The organism is Paraburkholderia sp. IW21, from assembly GCF_041321145.1.
Classification (GTDB): Bacteria; Pseudomonadota; Gammaproteobacteria; order Burkholderiales; family Burkholderiaceae; genus Paraburkholderia.
This window is the reverse complement of the sequence record NZ_JBGGWA010000005.1, coordinates 298,001-323,435: the sequence shown is the minus strand read 5'-3', so window position 1 is coordinate 323,435 and position 25,435 is coordinate 298,001. Positions and strand designations below refer to the sequence as shown.

General features: G+C 61.5%; 22 protein-coding genes. 13 read left to right on the top strand and 9 right to left on the bottom strand.

The features are described from left to right. Nucleotides 1-72: 72 nt before the first annotated feature. Complete coding sequence (locus tag ACAX43_RS14665; protein WP_370709117.1) at nt 73-1,107, bottom strand: LacI family DNA-binding transcriptional regulator; 1,035 nt, start codon at nt 1,105-1,107, stop codon at nt 73-75. A 191-nt stretch (nt 1,108-1,298) separates the two neighbouring features. Between ACAX43_RS14665 and ACAX43_RS14660 the strand changes: the two genes are divergently transcribed. From ACAX43_RS14660 to ACAX43_RS14640, 5 genes are all read left to right on the top strand, one after another. After that, nucleotides 1,299-2,453 (top strand): ABC transporter ATP-binding protein, encoded by a 1,155-nt coding sequence (locus ACAX43_RS14660; RefSeq protein WP_370709116.1) that lies wholly within the window; start codon nt 1,299-1,301, stop codon nt 2,451-2,453. Nucleotides 2,454-2,464: 11 nt separating this feature from the next. After that, a complete protein-coding gene (locus ACAX43_RS14655) occupies nt 2,465-4,450 on the top strand; it encodes a beta-galactosidase (RefSeq protein WP_370709115.1) in 1,986 nt (661 codons plus the stop codon). Between the two features lie 77 nt (nt 4,451-4,527). Next, the gene (locus ACAX43_RS14650) at nt 4,528-5,781 is read left to right on the top strand and encodes an ABC transporter substrate-binding protein (RefSeq protein WP_370709114.1); all 1,254 of its coding nucleotides are present in this window, start codon (nt 4,528-4,530) and stop codon (nt 5,779-5,781) included. Between the two features lie 156 nt (nt 5,782-5,937). Next, nucleotides 5,938-6,921, top strand: a complete 984-nt coding sequence (locus ACAX43_RS14645) for a carbohydrate ABC transporter permease (protein ID WP_370709113.1) — start codon at nt 5,938-5,940, stop codon at nt 6,919-6,921. A 10-nt stretch (nt 6,922-6,931) separates the two neighbouring features. Beyond that, nucleotides 6,932-7,783, top strand: a complete 852-nt coding sequence (locus ACAX43_RS14640) for a carbohydrate ABC transporter permease (protein WP_370709112.1) — start codon at nt 6,932-6,934, stop codon at nt 7,781-7,783. Between the two features lie 18 nt (nt 7,784-7,801). Here ACAX43_RS14640 and ACAX43_RS14635 read toward each other — a convergent pair whose 3' ends face one another. Together ACAX43_RS14635 and ACAX43_RS14630 are read right to left on the bottom strand one after the other, a co-directional pair. Then, nucleotides 7,802-8,344 carry a universal stress protein gene (locus ACAX43_RS14635; protein WP_370709111.1) on the bottom strand — a complete coding sequence of 181 codons (543 nt, stop codon included), beginning with the start codon at nt 8,342-8,344 and terminating at the stop codon, nt 7,802-7,804. Between the two features lie 157 nt (nt 8,345-8,501). Next, entirely contained in the window at nt 8,502-9,221 is a 720-nt protein-coding gene (locus tag ACAX43_RS14630) for a Crp/Fnr family transcriptional regulator (RefSeq protein WP_370709110.1), read from the bottom strand. A 276-nt stretch (nt 9,222-9,497) separates the two neighbouring features. Here ACAX43_RS14630 and ACAX43_RS14625 point away from each other — a divergent pair, with 276 nt between their 5' ends. The 3 genes from ACAX43_RS14625 (at nt 9,498) to ACAX43_RS14615 (ending at nt 12,363) form a co-directional block, all read left to right on the top strand. After that, nucleotides 9,498-10,742: a Crp/Fnr family transcriptional regulator gene (locus ACAX43_RS14625; protein ID WP_370709109.1), complete on the top strand. Its 1,245-nt coding sequence runs from the start codon at nt 9,498-9,500 to the stop codon at nt 10,740-10,742. Nucleotides 10,743-10,812: 70 nt separating this feature from the next. Then, nucleotides 10,813-11,577, top strand: a complete 765-nt coding sequence (locus ACAX43_RS14620; protein ID WP_370709108.1) for a flagellar motor protein — start codon at nt 10,813-10,815, stop codon at nt 11,575-11,577. Between the two features lie 84 nt (nt 11,578-11,661). Next, the gene (locus tag ACAX43_RS14615) at nt 11,662-12,363 is read left to right on the top strand and encodes an OmpA family protein (RefSeq protein WP_370709107.1); all 702 of its coding nucleotides are present in this window, start codon (nt 11,662-11,664) and stop codon (nt 12,361-12,363) included. Between the two features lie 110 nt (nt 12,364-12,473). On the opposite strand, the gene ACAX43_RS14610 is transcribed toward ACAX43_RS14615, so the two are convergent. From ACAX43_RS14610 to ACAX43_RS14590, 5 genes are all read right to left on the bottom strand, one after another. Next, nucleotides 12,474-12,923, bottom strand: a complete 450-nt coding sequence (locus ACAX43_RS14610; RefSeq protein ID WP_370709106.1) for a copper chaperone PCu(A)C — start codon at nt 12,921-12,923, stop codon at nt 12,474-12,476. A 36-nt stretch (nt 12,924-12,959) separates the two neighbouring features. Then, nucleotides 12,960-14,456, bottom strand: coding sequence for a PepSY-associated TM helix domain-containing protein (locus tag ACAX43_RS14605; RefSeq protein ID WP_370709105.1), 1,497 nt, complete (start codon nt 14,454-14,456; stop codon nt 12,960-12,962). 76 nt (nt 14,457-14,532) lie between these two features. After that, nucleotides 14,533-16,899, bottom strand: a complete 2,367-nt coding sequence (locus ACAX43_RS14600; protein ID WP_370709104.1) for a TonB-dependent receptor — start codon at nt 16,897-16,899, stop codon at nt 14,533-14,535. Nucleotides 16,900-16,980: 81 nt separating this feature from the next. Next, on the bottom strand, nt 16,981-17,382 hold the full coding sequence (locus tag ACAX43_RS14595) for a DUF2946 domain-containing protein (RefSeq protein WP_370709103.1): 402 nt from the start codon (nt 17,380-17,382) through the stop codon (nt 16,981-16,983). A gap of 270 nt (nt 17,383-17,652) precedes the next feature. Continuing rightward, the gene (locus ACAX43_RS14590; RefSeq protein WP_370709102.1) at nt 17,653-18,609 is read right to left on the bottom strand and encodes a LysR family transcriptional regulator; all 957 of its coding nucleotides are present in this window, start codon (nt 18,607-18,609) and stop codon (nt 17,653-17,655) included. 104 nt (nt 18,610-18,713) lie between these two features. On the opposite strand from ACAX43_RS14590, the gene ACAX43_RS14585 reads away from it, so the two are divergent. The 5 genes from ACAX43_RS14585 (at nt 18,714) to ACAX43_RS14565 (ending at nt 24,976) form a co-directional block, all read left to right on the top strand. Next, complete coding sequence (locus tag ACAX43_RS14585; protein ID WP_370709101.1) at nt 18,714-19,829, top strand: aryl-sulfate sulfotransferase; 1,116 nt, start codon at nt 18,714-18,716, stop codon at nt 19,827-19,829. Nucleotides 19,830-19,858: 29 nt separating this feature from the next. Continuing rightward, the gene (locus ACAX43_RS14580) at nt 19,859-21,184 is read left to right on the top strand and encodes a uracil-xanthine permease family protein (protein WP_370709100.1); all 1,326 of its coding nucleotides are present in this window, start codon (nt 19,859-19,861) and stop codon (nt 21,182-21,184) included. A 65-nt stretch (nt 21,185-21,249) separates the two neighbouring features. Continuing rightward, on the top strand, nt 21,250-22,356 hold the full coding sequence (locus ACAX43_RS14575; RefSeq protein WP_370709099.1) for a porin: 1,107 nt from the start codon (nt 21,250-21,252) through the stop codon (nt 22,354-22,356). Between the two features lie 272 nt (nt 22,357-22,628). Next, the gene (locus ACAX43_RS14570) at nt 22,629-23,642 is read left to right on the top strand and encodes an ABC transporter substrate-binding protein (RefSeq protein ID WP_370709098.1); all 1,014 of its coding nucleotides are present in this window, start codon (nt 22,629-22,631) and stop codon (nt 23,640-23,642) included. Between the two features lie 203 nt (nt 23,643-23,845). Further along, on the top strand, nt 23,846-24,976 hold the full coding sequence (locus tag ACAX43_RS14565; protein ID WP_370709333.1) for a porin: 1,131 nt from the start codon (nt 23,846-23,848) through the stop codon (nt 24,974-24,976). Nucleotides 24,977-25,004: 28 nt separating this feature from the next. Here the strand turns inward: ACAX43_RS14565 and ACAX43_RS14560 are convergent, their stop codons facing one another. Further along, nucleotides 25,005-25,337, bottom strand: a complete 333-nt coding sequence (locus tag ACAX43_RS14560) for a hypothetical protein (protein WP_370709097.1) — start codon at nt 25,335-25,337, stop codon at nt 25,005-25,007. Nucleotides 25,338-25,435 lie beyond the last annotated feature (98 nt).

The window sequence follows — 25,435 nt, the reverse complement described above, 5'->3', positions numbered from 1 at the left end:
AAATGCTAACAGCCTTTTTCCCCGCGGCATTTTCTGCGTGCGAGGTGCATTAGGAAAAAATCGCGCACGCCGTTAAATCGCCTTGCGTGGTGCGCCGGTCGATGCCCGCACAACCAGTTCCGGTGCGGAGGAAATCCGCATCGGCACGCTTGCCGAAGCGGCCCGCGTCTGCCCATACGACGATTCGATCAACTCGCGCAACAGCGATACCGCGAGACCGGCGACTTCGACGGTCGGCACGGCGACCGTCGTCAACGCGGGCCGGGACTCGCGCGCCAGCTGAATGTCTGTGATGCCGATCACGGACAGATCGCCCGGCACGTTCAGGCCGAGATCGGCGGCAGCATGCATTGCGCCGAGCGCGGGCAGATCGTTGGTCGCGAAGATCGCGGTAAGTTTCGGATCGGCTTCCAGCAACGCGCGCGCCGCGGCGTAACCGCCTTGCATCGTATCGGCCGCATGCTTGACGCGGCTTTTCGGCGCTCCGGCTGCACGCAAGGCGTCGACAAAACCGTCATAGCGAGCCGCGTGAATGCCGGAGGCCTTGCTGCCGACGATCGCGCCGATCCGGCGATGGCCGAGTTCCAGCAGATGCGTTCCGGCCAATTCGCCTGCCAGACGAAAATCGACCGCGACGCACGGTAGCCCGGGCGGCTCATTGGGACGTTCCCACATGCACAGCACCACAGGCGTGCCACGCGACTCGGTCGTATGAAGGTCCGCAAAATCGAGGTTCGCGTTCGTCACGAGCACGCCCTCGGAAAGCGTCCCGGCGATCTGGTCGAGATACGCGCGCCCGGTCATGGGATCTTCGTTCGTATTGCAGATGATCACGAAGTGGCCGCTACTGCGTGCCGCGCGTTCGACAGCGAGCGCGAACTCCGGATAGAACGGATTGGCGATGCTCGACACCATCAGGGCGAGCGTCGGTGCGCGGCCCTCGGCGAGCGCGCGGGCGGCCAGGTGCGGGCGATAGCCGAGTGCGTCGACGGCGTCGAGCACCCGCTGGCGGGTGGTCGCGCCGACCCGGCCGCGATTGCGCAGCACGTTGGATACGGTGGCGGGGGTGACGCCGGCGTGACGCGCGACTTCGCTGAGAGTAGGCATGGCGTTTTCAATATTTGGGATGGCTGCTCGACATTTGCGTCGTAGCCAAAGGCGCGGCACCATTTGCCGCACAGTCAAACGATATCGGAGACAGGCAAGGCCAAGCGATCGCATGCGATCGATTTTTTCGGCCCTGCTGATTAAGCGCTTAATCTTCGACATCGAGCCGATTAAATCACGGAGTCGAGGCGATGGCGAGCATTTCGTTGAGAGGCGTGCAGAAGGCGTATGGCGACGGCGCGCTGGTGATCCGCGATGTCGATCTGGAGATCGGCGAGAACGAGTTCTGCGTGTTTCTCGGTCCGTCCGGCTGCGGTAAGTCCACCTTGCTGCGGATGATCGCCGGTCTTGAAGACGCGAGCGACGGCGACCTGTTGATCGCCGGCCGCATTGTCAACGACGTACCGGCCGCGCAGCGCGGCGTGGCGATGGTGTTCCAGAGCTACGCGTTGTTTCCGCATATGACCGTGTTCGAGAACATGGCATTCGGCCTCAAACTATCCAAAACCCCGAGGGACGAAATCGACCGCAAGGTGCGGGAAGCCGCGCGCATCCTGCAACTGGAGGCGCTCCTCGAGCGTCGGCCGAAGGCCTTGTCCGGCGGCCAGCGGCAGCGCGTGGCGATTGGCCGGGCCATTGTGCGCGAGCCCGGTGTGTTTCTGTTCGACGAACCCCTGTCCAATCTCGACGCGACGCTGCGCGGCCAAACCCGCATCGAAATCGCGCGGCTGCATAAGCAGTTCGCCAAAGCCAGCGTCGTGTACGTCACGCATGACCAGATCGAAGCGATGACGCTTGCCGACAAGATCGTGCTGCTGCACGCGGGCAAGGACACCGAGCGCTACGGCAGCATCGCGCAGATCGGCGCGCCGCTCGAGTTGTATCACCGTCCCAAGAGCCGCTTCGTCGCCGGTTTCATCGGCTCGCCGCGCATGAACTTTTTGCCGGGGCGTGTGGCGTCGGTCGATCCGCAAGGCGTGGTCGTCACACTCGATCACACCGCCGAAAACGTGCGCGTGCCCGTGAGCGGCGATGGTCTGCAGGCGTCGCAGCCTGTCACGCTCGGCGTTCGCCCCGAACACCTGACGTTCATCGACGCGGCCGCGGCCAGCCCGGAAGACGCCGTTTTGACCCGCACCGTTTCCCTCGTCGAACAACTCGGCGAGCACAGCTACGTCCACCTCGATCAGCCCGGCGGCGCCGCGCTGATCGCCAAGGCGCCTGGCGACACGCGCCTCGCGCCAGGCGACACCGCCAGCTTGCGCGTCCCCAGCAGCGCTTGCCATTTGTTTGCCGAAGACGGTTTTGCAGCCGCTTCGCTCGAATCCGTCGAACATCACGCATAGAGGACATTCGAATGCGCCTTGGAGTCTGTTATTACCCGGAACACTGGCCAGAGTCGATGTGGGAAGACGACGCTCGCCGGATGAAAGCACTCGGCATCGAGCAGGTGCGGATCGCCGAATTTGCGTGGAGCCGGATGGAGCCGACGCCTGGCGAATACAACTGGGGCTGGCTCGATCGCGCAATCGACGTGCTCGCGGCGGCCGGTTTGCAGGTCGTCATGTGCACGCCGACCGCGACACCGCCAAAGTGGCTGATCGACCGTCATCCGGACATTCTGCCGATCGGCGCGGATGGGCGTCCGCGTGCATTCGGCTCACGGCGTCATTACGATTTCTCGTCGCCTTCGTATTTCGCCGCATCGCAGCGGATCTGCACGGCAGTTGCCGAGCGTTACGGCAAGCATCCGGCGGTTGCGTACTGGCAGACCGATAACGAATTCGGTTGCCATCACACGGTGGTCAGCTATTCGCCGGCAGCAGTGGAGCGCTTTCGCGAGTGGCTGAAGGCACGCTATCAAACGATCGATGCACTGAACCGTGCGTGGGGCACGGTGTTCTGGAGTATGGAATACCGCGGCTTCGACGAGATCGACGCGCCGGTGGCGACCGTTACCGAAGCGCATCCGTCGCATCGGCTCGATTACCGTCGTTTCGCGTCCGACGAAGTGGCGCGCTACAACCGCATGCAGGTCGAGATCATCCGCGCGCATTCGCCGGGGCGGCCGGTCGCGCACAACTTCATGCAGCTCTTTGCCGAGTTCGATCACTACAAGGTGGCGGCCGATCTCGATGTTGCGGCCTGGGACAGCTATCCGCTCGGCGCGCTCGAAGAGCAATGGTTTGCGCCGGACGTGAAGGCGCGCTGGTTGCGCAGCGGGCATCCCGACTTTGCTTCGTTCAATCATGACGTGTACCGCGGCATGTCGAAGCTGCCGTTCTGGGTGATGGAGCAGCAGCCGGGGCCGGTGAACTGGGCGCAGTGGAATCCCGCGCCACTGCCTGGCATGGTGCGGCTGTGGAGTTGGGAGGCGTTCGCGCACGGCGCGGGCTGCGTGTCGTATTTCCGCTGGCGCCAGGCGCCGTTTGCGCAGGAGCAGATGCATGCCGGTCTGAACACGCCCGATAACAGGCAGGACGTCGGCGGCAGCGAGGCCGCGCAGGTGGCGGATGAGATTCGTACCGTACTCGCCGCGAATGCGGATGCCAATGCTGCGATTCGCTCGAAGGTCGCCCTCGTCTACGACTACGAAGCGAAGTGGCTCTTCGAGATTCATCCGCAGGGTGCGGACTTTCACTATCCGCGTTTCGCGTTCGAGTATTACTCGGCGCTACGTTCGCTTGGCCTCGATGTCGATATCGTGCCGGTCGATGCGCCGCTCGATGGCTACCGTCTGATCGTCGTGCCGCCGCTGCCGGCCGTGCCGGATGATTTTGCGGCACGGCTGGCAAGCACGGGCGCGCAAGTCGTGCTCGGCCCGCGCACCGGTTCGAAGACGCACGATTTGCAGATCCCGGCGAACCTGCCTCCGGGTGCGCTTGCCTCGGTGCTGCCGCTGCGCGTGTGGCGCGTCGAATCGATGCGGCCGAACGTGACCGAAGCGGTGCGGCTGGTAGACAGTAAGAATGCGGCGAAGGACGACGGCTTTGCGCGCCACTGGCGCGATTTCATCGAGAGCAATACAACGGCTTCGCTCGACGTGCGTGCCCGTTTTGCGGACGGCCATCCCGCGTATGTGCGAAGCGGCGCGTTTCATTACTTCGCGAGTCTTTTCGATGATGCGCTCACGGTCCGTCTGTTCGCACAGATCGCCCAGGAAGCGGGCGTCGACACGATACCGCCCGGCGACAACGTGCGTATTAGCCGGCGCGGTGCGCTGACCTACGTATTGAACTACGGGGCACACCCCCACACGCTTTCCGATGTCACCGACGATGCTTTTGTGATCGGTTCACGCAATATCGAACCACAGGGCGTGGCCGTTTATCGATCGAGCTGACGACCTGATGCGCTGACCGAAGGATTCCATGCAGTAACAACAACGATGCAAAATCAAGGAATAAAGGAGACGGCAACATGACACTGAAACCTCGCAAGATTCTGCTGGCACTCGCGCTGGCCGCTGCGGCCGCAGGGACGTCCGTGGTCAGCACGGCGCAGGCCGGCACGCTCGCGGTCAACATCGCGTTCAAAGGGGCGAGCCAGCGCGCGGTCTGGCAGTCGATCATCGACGACTTCAAGAAAGCGCATCCCGGTACCGACGTGAAGGTATCGTTCGTCGATGAAGAGGCGTACAAGGTTCAGTTGCCCGGTTGGCTCTCCACCGTCGCGCCCGATATCGTCAACTGGCATGACGGCGAGCGGATGGCGTATTACGCCCAGCGCGGCCTGTTCGAAGACCTGAGCGGCGACTGGGTGAAGAACGGCTGGAACGACATGTATGCGTCGACGAAGGAAGCATCGTCTTACAAAGGCAAACAGTACGCCGCGCCGACCGTGTATTACTCGTGGGGCATGTTCTATCGCAAGGATCTGTTTCAGAAGGTCGGCATTGCCGGTGAACCGAAAACGTGGGACCAGTTTCTTGACGACTGCAAGAAGCTGAAAGCCGCCGGAATCACACCGATCGCAGTGGCGGGCCGCGATTCATGGACGCTCGCCGGCTGGTTCGATTACCTCGACCTGCGCCTGAACGGCAACGCATTCCATCAGAAACTGATGGCGGGCGACATTGCGTACACCGATCCGCGCGTGAAAAAAGTCTACACGACGTGGAAGCAATTGATCGACGCGGGCTACTTCATCGACAATTCGCTCTCCTACGATCTGGATGCGGTGCAGCCGTTCCTGTTCCAGGGCAAGGCCGCGATGATGCTGATGGGCACCTTTATCACGGCAGGTTTTCCGCCAAACGTGAAGCCGGAAATGGGCTACTTCCAGTTCCCGATCATCGACGCGAAGGTGCCGACCGCCGAAGACGGTCCGGTCGAATCGCTGCATATTCCGTCGAAGGCGAAGAACAAGGCGGATGCGCATACCTTCCTCGCGTTCGTCGAGACGCCGGAAAATGGCGCGAAGCTGGCGGCCGGGCTCGGCTCGCTGTCGGCGAACAGCAAGTCGCCTGAGCCCGAGGATCCGATCTCGAAGATCGGCTTCCAGATTCTTGCGAATACGAAGGGCGGCATCGCGCAGTTCTACGATCGCGACATGACGAAGGAAATGGCCGATGAAGGGATGAAGGGGATGCAGCAATTCATCTCCGATCCCTCGAAGCTCGACGACGTGCTCGCGCAGCTCGAACAGACGCGCAAGCGGATCTACAGGAAGTAGGCGGTAGCGGCCCGGGCTTGGGCCGCTACTCGTTGCATCAGATTGGCAACCATGTTGCATGGGATCGGACTAAGTGCTTTGCATGGGACTCGAGTAAGCGCTAAAGCGCCAACTCTAGTCGACAGCTAAAGCGCCAACTCCGATCGACACAGGAGAATGATCGTGTCGCACTCCGTCACCCGTCACACTGTCGGTGGTCCTGCCGAGCCCGGTGAACCGGGTCTGCCCGCATCGGGTGGCGCATTGCGCGGCGGCACAATAGCCGGCGTGCGCCGGCGCCGTCCATCGCCGACCGCGCGCCGGCAGCGGCGAGCCGCCTTCCTGTTTCTCGCGCCGGCCTGCGTGATGGTGGCGATCTACGTCGTATGGCCGATCCTGTCGACCATACGCCTGAGCTTTTTCAACTGGGACGGAATGACCGAGCCGTCTTTCGTCGGTCTCGCGAATTATGTCGAGCTGTTCCATACGCAAACGTTCTATACGGCGCTGAAGAACAACCTCATCTGGCTGCTGCTGTTCCTGCTCGCTCCGCCGATGGGACTTGCCGTCGCGCTATATCTGAACCAGGCGGTGGCCGGCATACGCATCGTCAAGTCACTGTTTTTCGCGCCGTTCGTGTTATCGGGCGTGGTGGTCGGCTTGATCTTCTCGTGGTTCTACGATCCCACCTTCGGCTTGCTCGCGGTGATTCTCGGCCACGGCGTGCCCGTGCTCGGCGACCCTCGCTATGCGACCTTGGGGATCGTGTTCGCGGCCCTCTGGCCGCAAACCGCCTATTGCATGATTCTTTACCTGACCGGCCTGACGTCGCTGAACGCCGAGCAGATCGAGGCTGCGCGAATGGAGGGCGCGCGCGGCTGGTCAATGTTGTGGCACGTGATCCTGCCGCAATTGCGGCCTACGACCTTCATGGCGATCGTCGTCACCGTGATCGGCGCGTTGCGCAGCTTCGATCTGATCTCGGTGATGACCGGCGGCGGACCGTTCGAGAGTTCGACCGTGCTTGCTTATTACATGTACGACCAGGCGATCAAGTATTACCGCATCGGCTATTCCGCGGCGGTAGCGGTCGTGCTGTTCTGCATCATGCTGGTGTACATCGTTTATCACTTGCGGCGGATGCTGCGAGCCGAGCAATAAGGAGCCGACCATGTTTCCGATCCCGATCGACAAATGGAAGCCGGTATCGCGCCGGGTGTACAAACTGACCTTGCCGCTCGCGCTGCTGATCTGGCTGCTGCCGATGATCGCGGTGCTCGTGACGTCGGTGCGCTCGACGGAAGAACTGAGCGAGGGCAACTATTGGGGCTGGCCGAAGCATTTCGCGATGTTCGACAATTATCGCGAGGCGTTGACTACCTCGCCGATGCTGCATTACTTCTGGAATAGTGTGCTGATTACGGTGCCCGCTGTGGTGGGCTCGATTGCACTGGCGGCGATGGCTGGATTCGCGCTGGCGATCTATCGGTTTCGCGGCAATTCGACGTTGTTCGCGACTTTCGTCGCGGGGAATTTTGTGCCGGTGCAGGTATTGATGATTCCGGTGCGGAATCTGTCATTGCAGCTCGGGTTGTTCAATACGGTGAGCGCGTTGATTCTTTTTCATGTGTCGTTTCAGACTGGATTCTGCGCGCTGTTTCTGCGGAATTTCATCAAGCAGTTGCCGTTTGAACTGATCGAGGCGGCGCGCATCGAGGGTGCGAATGAGTGGACCGTGTTCTTCAAGATCGTGTTGCCGTTGATCCGTCCCGCGCTTGCCGCGCTGGCGATCCTCGTGTTCACGTTCGTGTGGAACGACTACTTCTGGGCGCTCTGCCTGACGCAAGGTGACGACGCTGCGCCGATTACCGTAGGCGTCGCGGCGTTGAAAGGGCAGTGGACGACGGCCTGGAATCTCGTGTCCGCTGGGTCGATTCTTGCCGCGTTGCCGTCGGTCGCCATGTTCTTTGCGATGCAGAAGCATTTTGTGGCGGGCTTGACGTTTGGGGCGACGAAAGGGTGAGTGGACGCTACGCGCCACTCACGGCTTCGTGGAAGGGGTGGGCGGAATCTCGTACATCGCAGCGGCGACGTCGGCGTGGCCCGGTTTGGCGGAGTGAACGTGCGTGGTTTGCGTCTGCCGGCTGGGCACCAGCAAGACCGGACAGCATGCGCTACGCACCACGCGTTCGGCGACGCTGCCGAGAAACAGACGCTTGAAGCCGCGCCGGCCGTGCGTGCCGAGCACCAGCAGGTCCGCGTTGAATTCGTTCGCCGTGATGCGGATACGCTCCGAAATATCCTCGCCGATTGGCTCGACGTCCACCATCCGCGGTGTGCCGGCCACGTTTTCGTGCTTCATGCGGGCCAGTGCGTCCGCCAGCAATCGCTGACCTTCTTCCACGAACGCGTCACGCAGTATTGTCGGATCGTAGCCGGAGGCGTCGTATGCCAGCAGCGGGTTGTCGACGACATAGAGCGGTTGCAATTGCGCGCCGCTCTCGTACGCGAGCTGTAAAGCGGCGTCGAATGCATGTTCGGACGTTTCGCTGCCGTCGATCGCCACCAGAATGCGCTTATACATGTCGGCCTCGGAGAGTTCGTTTAAGGGGGAATCGCTGGGTGCGGTCCTGATTTCGATGAGGTGACGCCCAATCGGAGGCAGCGCTGCGAATCTCATCAGATTGCGCCTAATCGCGACGCAACAAAAGCGGTTAACCCGGATACGGCGCGGGACCCGTCTAAACGGCTTTCAGATCGGGCAGCAGTCGGTCGAATTCGCGCCTCACCACGCCGTAGCATTCGCACACGCGCGCTTCGAGACCTGGACGGTCGATCACTTCGATATGACCATAGCTGTAGCGGATCAACCCCGCATCCTGCAGTTTCATGGCTGCTTCGGTGACGCCCGAACGGCGCACGCCGAGCATGTTCGCAATCAATTCCTGGGTCATCCGCAGTTCGTTGGACGGTAAACGGTCGACGCTTAACAGCAGCCAGCGGCACAGTTGCTGGTCGATCGAATGATGCCGGTTGCACACGGCCGTTTGCGCCATCTGCGTGATGAGTGCCTGCGTGTAACGCAGCAACAATCGCTGCATGGGGCCGGCGCGACGGAACTCTTCTTTCAGAAGGCGTGCTTCGAGCCGGTACGCCTGTCCGGCGCTTTGTACGACCGCACGGCTCGGCGTCGTCTCGCCGCCCATGAAGAGCGCGATGCCGATCAGCCCCTCGTTGCCGACAATCGCGATCTCGGCGGAGGCGCCGTCTTCCATCACGTAGAGCAGAGAGACGATCGCGGTGGTGGGGAAGTAGACATAGTCCAGCCGGTCGCCCGATTCATACACGACTTCGCCGAGCGGCATATCGAGCGCGACGAGATGCGGTGCGATGCGCTCCCATTCCGCTTTCGGCAGCACGGAAAGCAGATGATTGTCTTTCGGTTGATGTGTGTTCGACATGAACCACCTCCCGACGCCCTGAATTATAGTTCGTGCCACCGTGATATTCCGTTCACCCCGGACGTGCATCCAGCCGACTCATTCCCTGCCTGGCCCGCAGCCCGCCAAACGTTTGCGCGACTACCTCCGAACGTCTGATATGTCTGATTATTGGTGGGGTTAAAGATTTGCGTCTTACATGTCGTTATCCAGTCAAATAGTCGGGACCATCGGACATCGCTCTGTCTCAGGACGGCGTGGGATGAACGAGGCAATAGTTCTTCGGGGGAATGAATCTTGAATCACCAACGATCGCCATGGTCGCGCGCCGCGGCTCCGGGCGAAGTCATCTATTCTGAAGGCTTCGCGGGCGACGCCGTCATCTACGTGATCGCAGATGGCAAAGTCGAAATCTCTACTCAATGCGAGGAAAAAAAGGTCATTCTCGCCACGCTCGGAAAGGGGGAGTTTTTTGGCGAAGCGTCCTTGTTGCCGGCCGAACCGCGCGCGCACACCGCAAAAGCCATTAGCTTTTGCCAATTGACCGTCATTGCAGCCCACGTCGTGGAGGAGGAGCTCGAGCGCGTATCGCCGCTGCTGCGCCATATCGTGCGCACCATGATCCGGCGCGTAAAGAAGAAGGACGACGTCCTGGCCACCCATACGCATGCCGATTTCCTGCCAGGCGTTCTCTCGTACGCGCATGTTCTGTCGCTGATGGCCGGTACCGAGAACGCAGACCGGCTGGACGGACGCGCGCGCCGCGCTCAAGGGGAGGAGTTCTCGGTGCCGCTGCCTGAAGTCATCAAGAAGTGCCATGCGATTGCCGGTCATTCGCGTCCGCATGTGATGGCCATGCTCAAGCGGATGGAGAAACTCAACCTCGTCACGCTCGAGCCGGGCCGCTCGGACCGCGTGAGCACGCTGTCGGCGCGCTATTCGGCGCAAGACGGCGCAGCCGGGCGGCAACTCGTGACCTTCGATCCCGTGCGGATCACGGAGCGGGCTCAGCAGGTGGCGGACCACGATCTCGACATTTCGATCAACAGTGAACTGGAACTGATCGAGCTGGCCGACCTGGAAGCCCTGATCGGCATCGAGAAGAAGCTGATTCTCAACAAGCTCTCGCACGCGGAAATCGCAGAAGACATCTTCGCCTTTCGCAAGTCCAAGGTGTTGAATTACGTCGAGGAAAAGGGCATCACGTATTTTTCCCGGCGCAGTCCCCGTGGCACGAGCGAGTTGAAGTCTCTGGACGATCTGGAGTGTGTCGACCAGCGAACCTTGTTCGAAGCCGTGAGCGCTTTCGACACCTACGACCTCGCGAAATTGCTCTCCGCCCTGACGGGCGAGCCGATCTCCGATCGTTTGTTCTCGGTGATGACCGAGGCGAGAAAGAAAGAGGTGTCGTGGGTCATGCGGCGTGAAATCAAAATCGATCCGCTGGAGATTGCCGAAATCGAGGAGCGATTCATCGAGACCGTACGCGCAATCAAATCTCCGGCGGCCGCCGCCGCGCCGCTTTCCAATCTGAATGCCTGACACCTGGTGCACGGACAACAGGCCGCTTTCACTTCTGGTTCGATGAGGGGGCGCCCGTTCGAGAGGATGTATGGATCTTTTGACACTATTCGGCGCTCTGTTCGGCGTAACGGCTATCGTGGCCGGATTCTCGCTCGAGGGCGGCCACTTCACCTCGCTGTTTCAGCTGGAGGCATTCGTCATCGTATTGGGTGGCACCTTCGGCGCGGTGATGATCCAGAATACCTGGGCAAGATTTTATGACGGCATGAAGCAACTGCGGCTCGCGTTTGTGAAAGCGCGCCAGGTCGATCGTGAAAGCTTGTCCGTCCTGCTCGAGTGGGGCGATCAGGCGAAGCTGAACGGCATGCTCGTGTTCGAGTCGATCGAGGCGGGCGGAATCAATCCGTTTGCGAAAAGAGGCCTGGAACTTCTGGCAAACGGTGTATCGACTGCCGTGCTCGAGGACGCCTTGCAAAGAGAACTGGATGCCTATGAGCGCAATCACATGGCAGCAGCGCGGATATGGCAGCAGGCGGGGGGCTATGCGCCGACGTTCGGCATTCTGGGCGCGGTGCTCGGACTGATTCAGGTGACGGGTCATATGCTCGAACCGGCGCAACTCGGGCAAGGTATTGCCGTCGCTTTCGTGGCGACGCTTTACGGCCTCGCGCTGGCGAACCTGGTCTTTCTGCCCTTATACGGAAAGATAAGGGCGCAGGTGGATAGCGAGTTGCGCTTCAGGCGTTTATACCTCGATGGTTTGCTCGCCATCTCGCGCAAGGAGTCGCCGCACACGATCGAAACCCGGCTGGCGGGCGACGTGCGGGGAAGATCCGCTGAGTTGCTGGGCTGATCGACCTCGCAGCCGGTCTCGAACGGTTGGCGAAGCCTCGCCAGGCGCCCATTCAAACGCATATCGGAAGCAGACGGTTCGAGCATGAACACCACCTCGGGTAACAAGCGCCTTGCGGCGGACAAAACCGGCTATCAGAACGAAGACGATGGCGAGGAGCAGTCCGGACGCTGGTTGATTTCCTACGCGGACCTTGTCACCACGTTGATGGTGTTGTTCCTTGCGCTCTATGTGCTGCAACTGGCGAAAAACCGGGAATTCGAAATAAAGACGCTCGCGCACCGCGAGGTGAAAGAGGTCACGGGTGCCGGCGGCGCCAGCGCTACGGTCGCCGCACCCAATGTGCCTGAGTTCGCAAGGCGTCAGCTTCTTTCCTTGCTGGAGCCGCTTCAGGGCAACCGGCAGATTACGATTTCAAATGCCTCACAGGGCGTTGAAATCGCCATCAACGCGAAGATCTTGTTCAACTCGGGTGACGCGCGTTTGTTGCCGGAATCTTTCGGTGTGTTGGACCAGATTGCCGGAGTACTGCGCGACCGTTCGAAAAACAACATCCTCGTCGAGGGTCACACTGACAGCGTGCCGATATCCACAGCGAAATACGAATCCAATTGGGAGTTGTCGTCCGCACGGGCAGGCGCCGTGGTGCGATTCTTCGCCGACAAGGGAATCGAAGCTCACAGAATGGCCGCGATCGGCAGGGCGGACAATTTTCCCTTGATCATTGGAGACGATGCGGCAGCGCGAGCCGCGAATCGCCGCGTCACTATTCTCGTGGAGTATTAAGTCACACACTGTGCGAACGCGCCGCGCTAAAAAAATGATCGGGACGTGCAATGGTCAGCTTGACGGGCGCATCGAATCGCCTCGCAGCGGTTCGATGCGGCTCGGGAACATCACGGGGCCAGCGTGCCCGCGCTCTTCACCGTGCAGGCGGCAGTGACTTTCTCGCCGTCGCTGAACGAGAGAGTCAGCGGGATCGTCGAGCCGATCTTGAGCGGCTGTTTGGGGTGCTCCAGCATCACGTGGTAGTTGCCCGGCGCAAAGACGAGCGAGCCGTGCGCGGGTACCGCCACCTGATCGACCATCGCCATCGACGACGTGCTGCCCTGGCTTTGCGTCTGATGCAGCATCGCCATGCCGAAGACGTCAGAGCTGACGCCGACCAGATTCATCGCCTGGTCGCCCGCGTTGCTTACCTTGAAATAGCCGCCTGATGGCAGATCGCCCGGCAACGCGCGGATCCAGCAGTCCGATACGTTTGCGGTTGCAGCGGCGCCCGCAAACGCGTGAATGGATGAACCGCACAGCAAGGCGGCGAGTAGAAGTTTGCGTGGTGTCTTCATGGTGTGCTCCTGGGTTTTGGCAGCGGGAAACAAGCTTTAAGCAGGGTGCGAGGCGCGGGCGAAAATCGCGCGGTCGGCGATCCAGACCGCGAGAAGCGTGGCGCCCATCAGCGGGAAGACGATGCCGAGCAGGACGAGGCCGGTTTTCCAGCCGCGCATGGGCGGTGCGGCCCGTTCGCGCGACGGGGCGCCGAGCGAACGCTGCGGGCGCCGCTTCCACCACATCACGCAGCCGGTCACGGCCATTCCCGCAAGCCCGAGTGAAATCACGGCGCAGACAAGCTGATTGGCGAGGCCGAAATAGCGGCCCATATGCAACGAGGTGCCGTACGACACCGCCTTCGAGACGGCGCCGTAGTCGCCATAGCGGATATCCTTCAGCACCGCGCCGCTGTATTGGTCGAGGTACAGCGTGCGCTCCTGCTTCGGGTCGGCCGGAAAGTACGAGACGGTGTAGACGCCGGTAGCGGTAGTGGGCAGCACGATGTCATAACCGCTCGAGACGCCGAGCGAGGCGACCAGCGCGACGATACGTCCAAGCGGAAGCGCCTGCGCCGCGTGGGTGTCGGCGGATGCCGGCACGGGCGTGTTGCCGACGGCCCATGGCGTGATCGGCAACGGCAGGTCGTCCATCACCATGCCCGGCATCGAGTCCATGTTCGCTTCGTGGGCGCTGTGCTCATCGTGCGCATTGGGTGCTTTGTGGGCCGTCCGCGCTTGCGCCGTTCCGCCCTGTCCAGCGGTGTGCACGCCAGGCAGGGCGGAACGCAACGGCAAGCCACCCCACGATCCGGGCGGTGCGCCAAGATGGGCGGCAGTCGCGAGCGCCTTGAACTGCTTACCCCACGAGCCCGTCCAGGGCAGGCCGCTCAGCACGAACGCGAGCGCGCCGAGCGCGAGCCAGATGCCCATCACGGCGTGAAGGTTCTTCCACAGCGCGCGTCCCTTCAGCGCGAAACGTGGCAGCAGCGCCGCGCGTGCCGTGGTTTTCTCGCGCGGCCACCAGAGGGCGATGCCGGTGCCGATCATCACCAGCGTCCAGCACGCGGCCAGCTCCATCAGCAGTTCGCCTGGTTTGCCGAGCAGCAGTTTGCGGTGAAGCATGCGATCCACTTGCATGAAGCGGCGTTCGACGCTCAGCGTGCCCAACACTTCGCCGCTGTACGGGTTCAGATAGACGCTCTGTTTTTCGCCGTTGGCGAGACGGAAGACGAATTCAGTGCTGCGATCCGGTGCGCTCGCGATGGGGGCCGTCACCGCGGCTGCGTCGGCGGGCATCGCCGCGCGGGCCTTGGCAAGCAGTGCGTCTTCGGTCAGCCTGGGCGCGGCTTGCGGCTCGACGATCAAGCGATGCGGGTAAAGCAGCGGCTCGATCTGCGGCTGGAAACAGTACAGCGTGCCGGTGATCGCAAGCACCACCAGAAAGGGCATCACAAAGAGGCCCGCATAAAAATGCCAGCGCCAGAGCGTCCGGTAGCCGGCGCTCGCGGCGCCCATTGCCGACGTCATGCGTTGAGCGGTGATGGTGGACATTTCAATCCTCCTGATGCAAAAATGGATCGATCGGTTTGCGCAGCGATGCACATGTGTTGAGGTGTGCATCGCGCGGTCACATACGCAGCTTCGCTTCAACGTAAAACGTGCGGCCCGGATACGGGTGATAGACGAAGTAGCGCGCGTCGAACAGGTTGTCGACACCGACGCCGATTTCACTCAGTCTGGTCGGCTTGAACGTGAACTTGGCGTCGGCCACCGTGTACGAACTGGTGCCGCCGAATACATCGGGATTCGTGTCGGTATTGGTGAGCGTGTTGTATTCGCGGCCGGAGTAGCGCGCGGCGAGCGTAACCGCCGCGCGTTCGTCGATGTGATAAGTCGCGGCAAGATTGGCGCGCCATAGCGGAATCCGATAGAAGTACTTGCCGACGGTCGCCGGGTTCTGCGCGTTGGCGATGATCTTCGACTGCGTGTACGCCACGCTTGCCAGCAGATCCAGGCCGTGCACGAATACATCCTGTCCCGAGTAGCTCGTTTCGGCGCCGCGTGAGCGCACCTTGCCGATGTTCTGGAAGTTCGTCACGTTAGGAATCACGGTCGTATCGGTCTGACTGAAGATCGTGTTCTTCACGTCGTCCTGAAACAGCGAGAAGCGGAACACGCCGTTCCAGTGCGCCCATTCGGCGGTCAGCTCTTTCGAGAGATCGTCTTCGGGCTTCAGGTTCGGATTGTTGTTGATGATCGACGAGCCGTTGATTTGCCCCTGGAACATCTCGCCCACAGTCGGAAACCGATAGGCACGGCCAATGGAAGCGCGCAAGGTCAGATCGTCAGTGACATCGAACGACAACGAGGCCTTCGGCGAGAAGTGGTGCTGGCTTGCATCGCTATACGGGATCGCCTTGCCGGGCAGTGCCTGCGAGCCGCCGTAGGCTTGCCAGTCTTCATACCGTATGCCGTAGACCAACTTCCAGCGGGGCAGAAAGTGCCAGGCGTCCTGCGCGTACAACGCCTGGGTCTGCGTCTTGCCGGCGAACGCATTTGCAAAGGACGTGGCCGCGCCGTCGCGCCAGTTCAGCGTGCTGTAGCTTTCGTTGTCGAGGAAGTAGTTGTCGTAGTGATAGCCGAAGCTCAGCGAATGGCTCTGCAGCCCCGCCTGAGGCGTGGCAGGGGTGTAGGTGGTGCGCAGGTCGAGCGTTTTCCAGCCGGTGCCGTCGCCGAAGATCACGGTGCCGGGACCGTTGCCCGGCGCACCTGAATTCGCGGTGCGCGCCACGCTGTTGCCGATGTCGTAGTACGAAGCAATCGCTTCACCATTCCAGCCGGTGGCATTGCGCGTCTTCAGCGATACGCCGTACAGCCAGTTCTCGCTGTGGCCGAGACTCGGGGCGAGGGCGGCAGCCGGAATCGCGTACTCATAGCCGCCGATTGCAACCTTGCCGCTGTATACCGGGTTGCCGTTCGCGTCGCGCAGGAAGCTCGACGTCTGGCTGTCATAGGTCTGGTGCCAATAGCCCAGGGTGAAGGCCGCCTGCAGTGTCGGCGTGAAGTCGTACTGCATCTTCAGCTTGAACTGGTCCTGCACCGTGTGTTCGATCCCTTCGCCGTTCACACCCAGCACCGCGGTCGGCGTGTTGGTCTGGTTGTTATAAAAGTACGCACCGGTGACGGGTGTGTCACCGGCTTTCGCGGGCGTGCTGGACTTTGCGAGCGTGGCGAATTGCAAGGGCTGGCTCGTGTTCTCCAGGTGATTCACACCCAGCAAATACGAAAACTTTCCGATCCGGTCACCGATCGATGCACTCGCTTCGCTGCCGTTGAAGTTCTGATTCACGCCGAACAGGCTGAAATGCTGGGTGAAGGCTTTGACGTCGGCGTCGGCTTCGAACTTCTTTGGCATCCGGGTGCTGATGAGCACCGTGGCGCCCAGCGAATTGCCCGGATAGAGCGCGGAGAACGGCCCGTAGATCACGTCGACCTGCTGGACCTCGTCGGGAAACACCATCGACCAGCGTGGCGGAAATGAGTAGCTGTTGCCGAGCAGATTGCTGAGCAACAGACCGTCCGCATAGACGAGACCTCGCGCGCTCTGCGTGTTGCTGGTGCCGCGTACGGCGATGATCGAATTCAGATCGCCGATAAAGCGCTTGCGTACTGCAAGGTTCGGCATGTACTTCAGGACGTCTTCGGTGTTGACGACGTTCCAGTTGTCGAATTGTTCGCGAGTCACGGTCTCGACCGAGGCCGGCAGGTTCGGATCGACGGCACGCGATGTGGCGACAGCATTTGCGCTGACGCTGACAGCAGGCAGTGTGGCGTCGGCGGGCGCGCTGTCCGCATGAGCCGGCACGGCGACAAATGCCGGCACGAACGCCGGAATCAACGCTGGGAAATACGACAGCCAGGGCCGACCGGATGCAGTGCGCCGAGCGCCGCGGCGGGCGCGAAAAGGCAGCCCTCGCAGGACGAAGTTGAACATGAACGTTTCCTTGATGCATTGAACAGGCGATCGCGCGCCCTCAACGGATGCGACGGGATGCGCGATCAGGAACAACAGCGATCAGGAAACGGCGGGCGGGTCTCTTGGGCGTCCGGACGGAAACGCGCCGAGCGGGGTGAAGCGGGTGGAGAGGGCCGGCGGCGCGGTGCCGGCAATTGCGAGTGCTGCCGGCGGTTCGGCGGCAGCGACGGTCGGCATGGCGACGTGATGCTGCAGCAGGTGGCAGTAACCACACGCGCCGAAGGCGTCGTCGTGGCTTAAATGGACCGGTGCCGGGCTGGCGTGGGGAGTCGGGCTTGCCTGACTCAGGTCTCGCGGTTGCAACGCCGAACAAAGCGCGGCGAAGGGCTGGTTCGCGCGGTTCGACACCAGCATCTGACTCACGACCGGCGCGAACACGACGAGCCACATGGCGATCAGGCCAAGCCATGCGGTCATGCGGTTGCGGGAGCGTAGAGTCATGATGGTGAGCGTAAAGACGCGGGCGATTTTAGCATTGCCGCGCGGACTTTTCTCGTGTGATTCTGTTTATAGCATTGGATAGAAAGCCGAAACCCGCTTGATGCACGAGCGCAGCGATTCGCCGTGCTATCCGCACATGCAGCGCCTGTTCCGGCGGCCGCCGGACGAAGGCGGGCGGTCAAGGAGAACATTGGCCGCCGCAAAGCGTGTCGCCGGCGATTTGACTTAAGCAATATCACCATGCTGTTTCGAGCGCGCGGCATCGCCCTCTCACTTGAGCGCCTGCCCACGCTTGCGGCCCGCTTGCGCCGTAGTATGGAACAGGCTCTCGGTCGTCTCGATCGCGTGACCGAGGAACTGCAGGAACATGCTCATCGCGACCGTCGTGGTCAGGTCAGAACGTTGATAAAGACAACTGAACGACTTGGCGCCCGCATCGGCGAGGGGCATCCATGCGAGTTTGCGCTGCGTCACGTCTTCCGCGACATTCTCCGAGATCAGGAAACCGATGCCCACCCCGTCCGCTACGAGCCGGCGGACCATCGAAACCGAACTGGTTTCGACGAGCGGGCGCGCCTTGCGCTGCTCCCGATGGTCGATCTGATCCACCATCGCCCGCAGTTCGGTATCCGGTGTCATGAGGATGAGCGGATAGTCGAGACAGTCGCGCAACCGTGGCCGCTTGGCGAGTTTCGTCAGCGGATGCCCCGGCGCTGTGACCAGCCCGAGATGCTGCGAGAACGCACGCACCTCCACGACGCCGGGCGGCGGCTTGCGACGCAGGCCATAGCCGATGTCGGCTTCGCCGGTCTCCACCCACTTGAGGATGCTTTCGCCGTTTCCCGACCGCACGCTATAGGTCACGCCCGGATAGCGCTTCATGGCGGCCTGAATCGCGTCGGGCACCAGTTGTTCCGCCGAAGAGGGCGACACCGCCAGGTTGATATGCCCGCGGCGCAGCGAGCGCAAGTCTTCCACCTGGGTCATCGCGTTGTCGAAATCGCGCTGTCCGCGCCGCACCGCAGCAATGATGATTTCGCCGGCCGTGGTGATCTGCATGCCGCGCGGCAATCTGTCGAAGAGCGGCGCCCCGACTTGCTCCTCCAGATTGAGGATTTGCTGGTGCACCGCGGCAGCGGTCAGGTGTAGCGATTCGGCCGCTTTGCGGATCGAACCGCGCCTGACCACTTCGTCGAAACAGCGGAATGTCTGTGATATTGGACGCATAAATCGACCGTATGGTTTTTCCATACGGGCCGTAAAGAATAATCAGGTTTTACTGACGGGTCGAATAGCCTAGATTGGGTTCCATCATCTTAACGGAGCGAATCGTGACTACTACAGTCGATCAAATTACCCAGCGGCGCCGCGGCGTCGGCCTCATTGCGCACGACCCCAAGCTTTCGGCCGGCGGCTACACGCTCATCGCCCCGCAGACGGCGGGCGGTCACGTCTACCTTGTCGGCATGGGTGGCGAAGTCGTTCACGAGTGGAAGATGCCGGTGCGGCCCGGCCGCCACGCGGTCATTCTTCCGAACGGCAACCTCGGCTACAACGGCAACCATGCGAACTCGGAAGACCGCTACGCGCCGTGGTCGATGTGGCATGGCGGCGATTTCTCCGAAGTCACGCCTGAGGGCGAAGTGATTTGGCACTACGAAGATCCGGCGCATCACCATGACGCGCAGTGGCTCGCCAACGGCAATCTGCTTTATGCGGCTTGCGCGCCGGTACCGGCGGGTTTTGCCGAGCGGGTTCGGGGCGGCACGGCACACGGCGCCGAAGAAGTGATGTACGGGGACTTGATCCGCGAAGTGAATCGCGCGGGCGAGCTGGTGTGGGAATGGAAGGCGTGGGAGCACTTGAAGCCCGAGGACTTTCCGATCGCGTCCGGCTTCGGCCGGTATCACTGGCCGCTTGTGAACGGGCTTGGCGTGAATGCGACGGGCGAGGTGCTGATGAGCCTGCGTACCACGTCGGGCATCATCGCGGTCGACCGTAAGACAGGCGGCGTCACGATGCATATTCCGCCGAGCGTGGTCTCGCACCAGCACGCACCGGTAGCGCTTGCCAACGGCAACATTCTCACATTCGACAACGGCAATTTCCGCACCGGCGCGCACGTGGCGTTCTCGCGCGTGCTGGAGATCGATCCGTCGACCCATGAAGTGGTGTGGTCGTACGCCGACGACATGGTGAACGCGTTCTACAGCGCCTTCATGGGCAACGCGCAGCGACTGGCGAATGGCAACACGCACATCACCGAATCGGCAACCGGGCGCCTGTTCGAAGTCACGCCGGCAGGCGAGGTGGTGTGGGAATACGTGATTCCCTGGTTCGGCGAATACCCGGACGAGGCGGCACGCAAAACCGGCCCTGGCCAGTTGAACAGCGTCTTCCAGACCTTCCGCTACAGCCGCGAGCAATTGCCGTGGCTGCGCACCTGAACGTCGGGTTTTCGTTCTCCGGAGGTAGCGTGACAGATCCAGCCACACATAGCGTCGACACGCGTTTGCCTGCATGGCAACTCGTGCTGTTCGGCCTGCAGCATGTCCTGTCGATGGCGGCTTCGCCCGTCACCGCGGTTTTTCTGGTGTCGAGAATGTTGTCGCTTTCGTCGGACCTGACCGTGCAGCTGATCGGCGCGACCTTCTTTGCGTGTGGCGCCGGCACGCTGCTGCAATCGCTCGGGGTCGGTTCGATCGGCTCCCGGCTGCCTTTCGTGATGGTGCCGGGCGGGGCGCCCGCCATGCTGTTCGCCGTCATCGCCACGCAGACGGATCTGCGCACCGCCGCGGGCGCGGCGATTCTCACGAGCCTGTTTTACTGGCTCGTGCTGCCGGTATTCGCGCGCTGCTTGCGATTTTTCCCGCGCGTGGTGGTGGGGACGATGCTGCTGCTCGTGTCGGTGAGCCTCATCAAGATCTACGCCGGCATCGTCGTCGGCCAACCGGGAACGCCCGGCTTCGCGCAGCCGCAGTCGCTAGGCCTCGCCCTGGTCACGATCGTGGCGACGCTGGCAGTCGCGCGCCTGTTCAAGGGCACGGCGGGGCGGCTTGCCGTGCTGCTCGGCCTCGCGGTCGGCACCTTCGCCGCCTGGGCGAGCGGGCTGATGCCCGCAGGCGGCATGTGGGCGGGTCCGCTCTTGACGCTGCCGACGCCGCTGCCGTTCGGCATGCCTCGTTTCGACGTGCTTGCCGCGCTGCCCATGCTGATCTTCAGCGTTATCTCGATGGCTGAAGCAACGGGGCAGACGGTCGCCGTCGGCGAGATCACCGGCAAGAAGATCGACATGCGCCGCGATGTGCCGAGGACCATTCGCGGCGATGCCGTGGCGTCGCTGCTCGGCTCGCTGCTGGGCACCTCGCTCATCATCACCAGCGCGGAGAACATCGGCGTCGTGCAGACCACCGGCGTGCGCTCGCGCTATGTGACCGCGACGGCCGGTGCGATGCTGATGGTCATCGCGCTGTTTGCGCCACTCGGGCGCTTCGCGTACGCCATTCCGGCGCCGGTGGTGGGCGGCACGGCGCTGATCGTGTTCGCGATGATCGGCGTGATGGGCGTCAGTCTGCTCGGCAAGGTCGATCTGCACGCCCGTGGCAATCAGTACACGCTCGCAGCGGCGCTCGTCGTGGGCTTGATACCGATTCTGGTCCCCAACGTGTATGCGTCATTCCCGGCCTATCTGCAGATCGTGCTGGGCAACGGCATGGCGGCAGGAACGCTCACCGCAATCGTCGTCAATCTGGTATTTGGCCCGTGGCGCGTCACGCCGGCGGAGAAGATCCAGGCAACCTGATTTCGGGCGTTAACTCTGCGCCCTCGCCATCGCAGTCTTCCCTCATACGCTTCAACCAACACGCCATGAAAACTAATTTCGCTTTCCGCGCGACGGTGCTCGCGTGCGTGGCTGCGCTCGTCGTTTCTACCGCGGCTCACGCCCAGAGCAGTGTCACGCTTTATGGAAGTCTCGACGCGGGCCTCGGCTATGTCAGCAACCTGCACGGGTCTCAGGCGTTTATCGCCGAGCAGGGCACGCTGCAGGCCGACCGCTTTGGCTTCCAGGGCGTCGAGGAGATCGGCGCAGGCAGGTCGGTCGTGTTCAGGCTGGAAAGCGGCTTTGTCACGACGACCGGGGCGTCCGCCAGCAGCAGTACCTTCTTTAATCGCCAGGCATACGTGGGCATCTCCGATCCCCGGTTCGGCACCGTGACGCTCGGCCGTCAGACCGACTGGAATTTCGATTGGCTCGGCTCGGTCTCGACCGCTCAACTGCTCGGCGACTTCTCCGCGTTTCACCCAGGCAATCTCGATGGCCTCGGGAGTACTTTGCCGGTGCAGTTGTCGAGCACGGTGAAGTGGAAAAGCGCGAGCTACGGTGGGCTGACCTTCGGCGCACTTTATGGATTTCCCGGCGCGACGGCCAGCAATACCAATGGTCGGACAATTAGCTTCGGCGGCAACTATATGAATGGGCCGCTCAAGCTGGTGGCGGTGTATTCCGAGTACCGCAACCGCTTGCTCCCGCTTTCCAACGGACTCGGCCTGACTTCGTTCGAAGGACAGACGCTTGCGCCCGGTGCGACTTTCAACGCGAAACAGGTGCGCGATATGGGGATCGGCGGATCGTATCGCTTTGATCGCGTGACGCTGCATGCGCTTGCAACGGATGTGCGGATTCAGTCGGACGGCGGCAGCGAACACTTTCGCACTATCGACGGCGGCGCCAACGTGCGTTTGACGCCGGCCGAGGAGGTCTCAGCCGGCGCATGGACCGCGACGCTGGCCGGGCGCCGCTGGAGCCAGTTCACGGTGGCGAACGTGTATTCGCTGTCGAAGACGACGCAACTTTACGCGGACCTGATGTTCGAGACCGCCGGTGGCGGGGCGGTGGCGAACACGCTCGGGATCGGGGCGGCGTCGGGTGGAAGGCAGACTGTGTTCCTGAGCGGGATACATCATCTGTTCTGATTGTGTGAAGGGGTAGTGTCGTCGCGTTCGGTCCCCAAGGCGACAATTCGCAGCGATCTGCCCGTTTTCAAGCCGCTTTTCGCGGACCATCTGAATACGGGCATTGGACATTGATAGTCAGTTATTGCATTGACGGCGTGCTTGCTTCTCATGGAAATCCCGTATGGAACAAGGATCTCCGTGTAAGCCGAGGGAAGGATTCGTTCCCCTAGAATCGCCCCATCGATGCAGACAGGCGGCGTTCCGCCGCCCGACAATAACGGAGACTATCGATGACCCCTAGCTTTCGCACGCTGCGCCATATCGCCATTGCTTCCAGTCTGCTGTTCGGCCTTGCGTCGCAGCACGCGACAGCCGCCGACGGCGGCAAGATCACGATCATGGTGGGCGGCATCACGAAACTGATCTATTTGCCGGCGCGCCTGACCGAACAGCTTGGTTATTTCAAGGATGAAGGGCTCGACGTCGAACTGCTGTCGCAGCCGGCCGGCGTTGACGCTGAAAACGAACTGCTGGCCGGCGCTGTTCAGGCTGTCGTCGGTTTCTACGACCATACGATAGATCTGCAAACCAAAGGCAAGGACGTCAAGGCGATCGTCGTGTTCGGACAAGTGCCGGGCGAGGTCGAAATGGTGTCGACCAAAGCGGCCGAAACGGTCAAATCGATGGCGGACGTCAAGGGTAAGACACTCGGCGTGACGGGCCTCGGTTCTTCAACCAGCTTCCTGACGCAATACCTCGCCGGACAGCATGGCATCCAGTCGACGGAATACACGATGCTGCCGGTGGGCGCCGACGCCAGCTTCATTGCGGCGATCAAACAAGGCCGCATCGACGCCGGCATGACGACCGAGCCGACCGTCTCGGCATTGCAGAAGTCCGGTGACGCGAAGGTGCTCGTCGACATGCGCTCGGTCGAAGGCACGAAGGCGGCGTTGGGCGGCACCTACCCCGCGTCGAGCCTCTACGTCCAGGCGGCATGGGCCGATTCCCACAAGGCTGAAGCAGCAAAGCTTGCGCACGCGTTCGTTCGCACGATGCAATTCATTCACACGCATAGCGCGGAAGAGATTGCAGCGAAGATGCCTGACGACTATCAGAAAGACAAGCCGCTTTACCTGAGCGCGCTGAAAGGGTCGCTGCCGATGTTTACGAAAGACGGCAAGATGCCTGCCGACGGTCCGGAGACGGTGTTGAAGGTACTGTCGGCGTTTAATCCGTCGGTCAAAGGCAAGCATATCGAGTTGGCCAAAACCTACACCAACGAGTTCGTCGGTTCGAAATAACCCGGCGCTTTCTCCGGACCTTCCAACGTAACGTATATAAGTGAAACCACTTAGTCGTACAAATGGTACGGGAAAGATGCGTGAAAGATTCAGGTAATTAGGATTGCGCACATCGGTTGACCGTTACGGTCGTTCTGATAGCTGGATGCTGGCCACAGCAGGCAACAAAAGCGAAAACTTTAACGTAGTAATCTGAGGAGACGATCTTGAAGAAAAAGTATCTGGCTTTGGCCGTTACGGCAGGCGCTTTTGCAGCGACCGGCGCGCATGCCCAATCGAGCGTTCAGCTGTATGGCCTGATGGATCTCAGCGTTCCGACCTATCGGACGCACGCGGATGCCAACGGCAATCATGTCATCGGCATGGGCAACGATGGCGAACCGTGGTTCAGCGGCAGCCGCTGGGGCCTGAAGGGTGCGGAAGACATCGGTGGCGGAACGAAGATCATTTTCCGGTTGGAGAGTGAATTTGTTGTCGCCAACGGCCAGATGGAAGATCCGGGTCAGATCTTCGACCGTGACGCATGGGTCGGTATCGAAAACGACACATTCGGCAAGCTCACGGCGGGGTTCCAGAACACGATCGCGCGTGACGCATCGACGATCTATGGCGACGCGTACGGCTCCGCGCGCTTGACGACGGAAGAGGGCGGCTGGACCAATTCGAACAACTTCAAGCAGATGATTTTCTACGCGGCCAGCGCGACCGGCACACGTTATAGCAATGGCGTGGCGTGGAAGAAGCTGTTCAGCAACGGCATTTTCGCCAGCGCCGGCTACGCATTCGGCAACTCGACGAGTTTCGGTTCTAACTCCAACTACCAGGCAGCCCTCGGGTACAACGGCGGCGCGTTCGACGTGTCGGGCTTCTACAACCACGTGAATCGTGTTGGCTTCACCAACCAGACGTTCTCGGTAGGCGGTAACTACACGTTCGGTATTCTGCGTGCCAATGCGGGTTACTTCCGTTACCTGGGCAATCAGGGTGCGCTCGGCCAGCGTCAGGACAACGCCTGGACGGTATCGTTCAAGCTGTCGCCGAAGGGGCCGCTCGACTACGAACTCGGTTATCAACAGATGCGCGTGAAGAACGCCGCGTACGACAGCAATGGCGATATTCCGAACGCGAACATCGGTGCGTTCGATCCGACGTCCGGCCTCCACAATGGCTTCAAGGAAACACTGTACGGGTCGGTCTTCTATCACCTGTCCAAGCGCACTGAAGTGTATCTGGCCGGCGACTACATGAGACTGCATGGCGGCTACACCGTCGGAACCACGTTCGGCTCGACCAACCAGCTCGAATTGACCACAGGCGTGCGCACCCGCTTCTGATCCGGGAATCAGATTCTCGCTGATCCATTCATCGGGCGGCGGCGGACTTTTCCGCCGACCGCCTATCGATGCCGCGATTCGTCATTTCGAGCGCATTGCTGCCGGTGATCTGGCAACCGAGATCAAAACACTGTCCAAGAAGGAGCGTGTGTGCCAGATGCAAGGAGGTGTGCGATGAACGGTCGAGCAGCAGTCCGATGCATTTGCGCCGGTCTGCTCGCGTGCAGTCTTTTGGCAGGTCTTGCCGGATGCGATGCGCTGAGCGGTCCACCGGCGGTGGAGTGGCCAGGACCTCACGCCCCGTATCCTTTCCCGAACGACGTGCCGCATCGTACCGAATGAGCCGCACGAGTTGCGCCATGCCACTCAAGGTTATTGTGGCGGGACCGTCCGGATTCGGGTGAAAAGGCGACGAATTGTGCAAGGCACGTCACAATTGGGGATTCACCGCGAGTGACC